The sequence below is a fragment of the Microcystis sp. M_QC_C_20170808_M9Col genome, assembly GCF_007095495.1.
GTDB classification, from domain to species: domain Bacteria; phylum Cyanobacteriota; class Cyanobacteriia; order Cyanobacteriales; family Microcystaceae; genus Microcystis; species Microcystis aeruginosa.
In genome coordinates, this window is record NZ_SFBZ01000096.1 from 1 (window position 1) to 3,674 (window position 3,674).

Here is a 3,674-nt window from a genome sequence, read left to right on the forward strand (position 1 = left end):
CAGAACAGAGTAAATCTGTTAAGGCAGGTGCGGAACCCCGCAAGGGAAAGAAGCAGAAACCTAAATCGTGAGGTTTGGGAATCGCCGTCCGTTTTACGGCGGCGAGGATGTCAAGCTAGTAGAGGTGAAACTCCCGTCGGGAAGAAACTGGTAGCAGCGTCGCTACAAAGACTAAGGCACAGACAAGCAGGCAGCAAGAGTTAGCGATTTGAATCTGCCAGACTGGTATAGGCAACCACTCGGAAAGCGAAAGTAAAAAATGAATGTAAGCGCAACGTATATGGTGAGTTAACCAGTATGTCAGAGCGTGTAGGTGGCTTTTGACTGCCACCACTGGTTTTTGGTTCTTCGGTTTGTGTTATGCAATGGACGGGGGTTATAAGGGATGGACCCCTTATCTAGAAAGGCATTTAGCGATTTTTGTCAATTGTTTTTGATCTAGAGCGAACTAATCAATTAAGTCTCTTACCAGATAAGGATTTAGTCGATTTATGCCACCCGATCAAACCATACCAGGTAACGAACAACCAAATTAACAATCTTTTAAAATCAGAAGATAGGGAGGTATTTATGGCTTTATCTCAATCTTATTTAGAGTGGAAAGAGGCGACCAAACGAGAAGGACTTCAACAAGGACAACGACAAATTATTGAAAATTTAATGCAGGTGAGGTTCGGGGAATTGGATGAGTCTTTAATAAAAGTCATTGATGAGTTGCTCAAGTTATCACCGATGGAGTCTAGTCGTTTATTATTGGAGTCTTCACGGGAAGATTTAATCAGACGATTCCTCTCTGAATAAATTAATTATATCTGGCTTGGTTCAAAAAACGACTGAATTGATAACAGGGGCAATATGGAAGAATTGTTAGAATTAAAGGATTTACTTTTAGTAGGAAATGTTCCCGATGCCTTGCTCCTGGTAGAGGAAATGACAGAAATGAGCAAAGATGATAAGCTCAATAAGATTTTTAGCTTTAGTATTATTGTCCTATTACATCTGATTAAACAGCAAGCAGAAAAACGCAGTACCCGCTCATGGGAAACCTCTATTTCTAATTCTGTTAGACAGATTCAACGCATTAATAAACGACGTAAAACTGGAGGAAATTATCTAACAATAGAAGAATTAAAAGAAACTTTAGATGATGCTTATTCTTCGGCTTTAAGACAAGGGGCATTAGAAGCTTTTGAAGGTATATATAAACCCGAAGAAATTGAAGCTATGGTTGATAAAAATCAAATTATTAATCAAGCAATGGGGTTGATTTTAGGATAGGAGAACTGCACAGAATAATCAGATAGCTAATTAAACCAGTTCAAAATTTTGTTCCAAATAGATGATACAGATGTTGTAAGTTTCTTCCAAATATTATCAAATTTATCCCAAATGTTTTCATCTGGAATAGTTACTGGTGCTTCTTTTCGAGGTTGTTGATGGAGTTTATCCCAATCTGTTGGAGGTGGTGTTTTACCCGTGTCAAATTTATCCCAAATGTTTTCATCTTTTGGAGGTGGTGTTTTACCCGTGTCAAATTTATCCCAAGCACTTGATGAATTGGTTTTAAGTTTTTCCCAGGGATCTGAAGATTTTGTCTTTTCTGGACTGGTTTGAGGTGGCTTTTTCTCAGGGGGAGGATCCTGGATACCAGTATCAGTAGTAGGCTCAAAACTCCATTTAGCTCCTGTGTAATTGTTGACTAAATTTTCAAGAGGTTGTAGGTTTTCAATATTTGATTGTTGACAAAATTTCTCTAATTCTTGGGTAAAATACACAATCTCAGGAGAAAGATTTTTAAGTTCTTTGAAAATCTTGGATGAATTAGGTTTAATTAGGTCTTTTTCGGAAAATAGTAGTCTTTCTTCTTGTTGTATTTGTTGCCAATAGTTGGGATTTTCTGATAGAATAAGCAATGATAAATAAATCACTATTTCTGAGAAGTAGTCAGCTTTTGGACTTAATTTAGATAACTTATTTCTGTTAGGATGTTGATAACCAGGGAGTCCTTTAATATTGTCGGTTGCGTTGCTTAATTGAGGAACATATAAACTATCATAGTCAATTAAACATAGATCACCATTTTTACGCACTATAATATTACCGTGTTGTAAGTCTCCATGAGAAATATTATTTTGATGAAGAATTTTAACCATTTCTAAGAATTTTTCGGCAAAGTTACGGATAGAAGTCGGGTTATTAATATTATTAGATATAAATTTTTTAAAGCTAATACCATCAACCCATTCCATTCTAATAATGGGAAATCTTTGTCCATTGACTAAAATTCCTTGTTCTTGGTAAGCAAAATCAACAAAATAAGGAAGTTGAACTGTTTTAAGATAGGCATCAATCGCCTTATAACGAATTTTTAGATCCCCTAAATCTTCTATCCAACATTTAAGGGCATATTTTTTAGGATTAGTTTGAATTTCATAAACAACGGCTTTTCCGCCATTATGAGACAGTAAAAAGTTCTGATTTTGCTTTTGCTTAACAGGCTTTCCTTTTTGTAAAATACCATCGTATATAAATTTATCAGGGGATTTTACGAATGTTTCATAGTCAGTTCTAAGCGGATATTTCATTTTTTTACATACCCCACAAATGTAAATTTAGACCAATTGGGAAGGGAATCAAATTCAAGTTTTTTAAACTTTGATGGTTCGCTTAATTGTCCAAAAATATCCCCTTCTGATTCATTAGGAAAGATTCTCAGATTTGTCTTGGGTTTTATTTCTATTTCATCCCTTGCACAAGTAGAACATTGATTCAAGATTGCTTGATTAGCATAAAGATCAATCTGAAATTTAATCCATTTGTCTCCTTCTTCTAAAATTAAAACCTGAGATGAGTCAGATAAAGCAGGAATAATAATTTCTTGAAAAGTTTGATCTTTGTAGATTTTAGTTTCTTTTTCAAGGTTCCTATATTTAGGTTTATATTCAGTGACTTGACTAGATGAATTTGAATTGCTTGATTGTTCAGTTTTTATACTATTTATTTTGTTATCTGTCTGAGAAATAAAATATAATGTGGTTGCACTTAAGAATATATTTAAAGGAATAAAAACAAAGAGAATATTACGGATTCCATCTATTCTTTTAATTACGGGGTCTTTCGTCGGTTGAGAAGTTGAACTCGTCGAATTGCGGGGCGGCATGAATAAAGATAGCAGAGGTTGTAATAATGTTTGTAGATTGGAGCTTATTTTGGCAAAACCAGAAGTATCTTGTAACTTTTGATCAGAAGTATTGTCTTCAGGTTCTTTTTCTACGCTTGAAGAATTGTTTTGATCTTCTTTAGAAGGCTGTTCAGTTTCATAACTTAAAGGTGAAACGATAGGAGGATTTCCTTCATTTTCTTTTATGGGTTGTGTAGGTAAGCTAACGATTTCACGATCACTGACTTCTAAAATCATTAAAGTGACATCATCATTTTTCATTTTTATCGTGCCATTATGTCTAGCAGATTCTACAAAATTCTCAAACTCCTGTTCTGAATTAATTTTAAGTAAAGTTGTTAAAATATCTCTTCGCTGTTCTGTATATTTAAAAATATATAGCAATTCTTGGAGCTATGAAGTACAATGGAAAGCAAATAGACAAATAATAGAACTTACCAGCTTCCTATGAGACCCTATTCCGTAGATTTTCGCCAAAAAATTATCGATGTCT

General features: G+C 34.5%; 2 protein-coding genes and 2 pseudogenes. 2 read left to right on the plus strand and 2 right to left on the minus strand.

All coding sequences use genetic code 11. The features are described 5' to 3' along the window. Nucleotides 1-528 precede the first annotated feature (528 nt). Together EWV68_RS06135 and EWV68_RS06140 are read left to right on the plus strand one after the other, a co-directional pair. Nucleotides 529-801, plus strand: a pseudogene (locus EWV68_RS06135) (hypothetical protein); the annotation flags it as partial. 54 nt (nucleotides 802-855) lie between these two features. Next, nucleotides 856-1,278: a DUF29 family protein gene (locus EWV68_RS06140; protein WP_287169200.1), complete on the plus strand. Its 423-nt coding sequence runs from the start codon at nucleotides 856-858 to the stop codon at nucleotides 1,276-1,278. Between the two features lie 26 nt (nucleotides 1,279-1,304). On the opposite strand, the gene EWV68_RS06145 is transcribed toward EWV68_RS06140, so the two are convergent. Together EWV68_RS06145 and EWV68_RS06150 are read right to left on the minus strand one after the other, a co-directional pair. Further along, nucleotides 1,305-2,585 carry a protein kinase domain-containing protein gene (locus tag EWV68_RS06145; RefSeq protein WP_287169202.1) on the minus strand — a complete coding sequence of 427 codons (1,281 nt, stop codon included), beginning with the start codon at nucleotides 2,583-2,585 and terminating at the stop codon, nucleotides 1,305-1,307. Next, nucleotides 2,582-3,559: pseudogene (locus tag EWV68_RS06150) on the minus strand (PP2C family serine/threonine-protein phosphatase); the annotation flags it as partial. The gene EWV68_RS06145 and the pseudogene EWV68_RS06150, both read right to left, overlap by 4 nt. Nucleotides 3,560-3,674 lie beyond the last annotated feature (115 nt).

Bases quoted from the DNA above. Each gene is read 5' to 3' on its own strand.
- EWV68_RS06140 (WP_287169200.1), top strand. From the start codon at position 856: ATGGAAGAATTGTTAGAATTAAAGGATTTACTTTTAGTAGGAAATGTT.
- EWV68_RS06145 (WP_287169202.1), bottom strand. From the start codon at position 2,585: ATGAAATATCCGCTTAGAACTGACTATGAAACATTCGTAAAATCCCCT.